Annotated in this window: 1 protein-coding gene and 1 pseudogene; both read left to right on the top strand. The window is 66.8% G+C overall.

Features of this window, described 5'->3' with window-relative positions; translation table 11 throughout:
- Positions 1–473: pseudogene (locus WBV42_RS20710) on the top strand (prephenate dehydrogenase); the annotation flags it as partial.
- On the top strand, positions 470–1713 hold a 1244-nt coding region (locus WBV42_RS20715; protein ID WP_423987715.1), incomplete at its 3' end, for a small ribosomal subunit Rsm22 family protein. The pseudogene WBV42_RS20710 and the gene WBV42_RS20715, both read left to right, overlap by 4 nt.

Consider the following 1713-nt stretch of genomic DNA (forward strand, 5'->3'; position numbering starts at 1 on the left):
TGGAACGGGTGAGCCTCCACCCGCTCTTCGGTGCCGACACCGCGCCGGGAAACGTCGCGGTCGTGACCGACGAATCCGGGTCGGTCACCGACACCCTCCTCGCGGCCATCGACTCCCGCGGAAACACGCTGGTCGAGACGACGGCGGCGGAACACGACGACGCGATGACGACGGTGCAGGCGGGGACGCACGCGGCCATCCTCGCGTTCGCGCTGTCGGCGAATTCGGTGCCCGAAGGTCTTCGGACCCCCGTCTACGACGAGTTGTCAGCACTGGCGGACCACGTCACCGACGGGGAATCGCGCGTCTACGCCGACATTCAGGCCAGCTTCGACGGCGCGACGGACGTGGCGAACGCCGCCAAGCGACTGGCCGACGCCGACCCGACCGAGCTCGAGCGCCTGTATCGGGAAGCGGCGAAGCTCCGTGAAAAGGAAACGAACCGAGGGAACGAAACGGAGGGAGACCGATGAATCCAGAACAGCGCGAGCAGGTGCTCTCGAACGCCAAGTACCTCCAAGACGTGCGACCCGTGGACCCAGAGGAGATCGCGGAGTACGTCGAAGGCACGCCCCATCCGGCGGTCGTCCGGCAGGTGCTCCGCGAGGAGTTGGGACCGCTCGGGTTCGTGGAGCGCGAGGACGGCACCTTCGAACCCGCCTCGGACGACCCGGTTCGTCCGGAGTTTCGTGGCGTCGAATCGTTCCCCGAGACGTACGGCAGAAAACTGGAAGACCTGTTGGTCGCGGAGTTCGGCGCGGGCTGGCCGGACGGTGAGTCGGGCGACGAACTGCGCCGAACGATTCAGCGCCTCAAGGAGGACTACTTCGCGCAAAACCCGGTCGAGTACGACTATCGCGTGGCGCTCGGCTACGCCATCTACCACCTGCCGGACTACTACGCCGTGGTGCAGTACGTCCTCTCGGAGCTCGCGGGACGGGGTTTGCTCCCCGGAAAACTGCGCGTGCTCGACGTCGGCGCTGGCGTCGGCGGTCCGGCGCTCGGCCTGCACGATTTCCTCCCGTCCGAGACGTTCGTGGAGTACCACGCCGTCGAACCGAGCGAGGCCGCCGAGGTCCTCTCGGCGATGCTGGAGGAGACGGGGGAGAACTTCCACCCGACGGTGCACCGCGAGACGGCGGAAGCGTTCGAACCCCCGGAAGGGAACTTCGACCTCGTCCTGTTCGGTAACGTGCTGAGCGAACTCGACGACCCGGAAGCCGTCGTCCGGAAGTATCTCGATTTCCTCGCGCCGGAGGGGTCGATGGTCGCCATCGCTCCGGCGGACAAGAACGCCAGTATCGGCCTCCGGGAGGTCGAACGAAGCGTTTCCGACCGAACGACGGTGTTCTCACCGACGCTGCGCCTGTGGCCCGGCGAGGAACCGAGCGACGACTGCTGGTCGTTCGACGTAAAAACCGAGTTGGCGGTACCGCCGTTCCAACGACGGCTGGACGGCGGAAGCAGCGGAAGTGGGACGGAGGACGAATCGGTGAACACGGCGGATACGGCGAGTACGACGGACGGAACGACCACGACGGCCCCGACGGACGCCTCGAACCGGGACGGCATCGACGCCAGCGAGTACGAGTTCGACGCGGACTCGGACGACGACACGGATTCGGGCGCTGCCGACACGGATTCGCGCGGCATCGATGCGAGCGGGTACGACTTGGACGGGAGCGAGAGCGACGGCGACGGGTCGAAAAGCGG

Origin of the sequence: Haladaptatus sp. (assembly GCF_049589095.1) — an archaeon.
Taxonomy (GTDB): Archaea; Halobacteriota; Halobacteria; order Halobacteriales; family Haladaptataceae; genus Haladaptatus.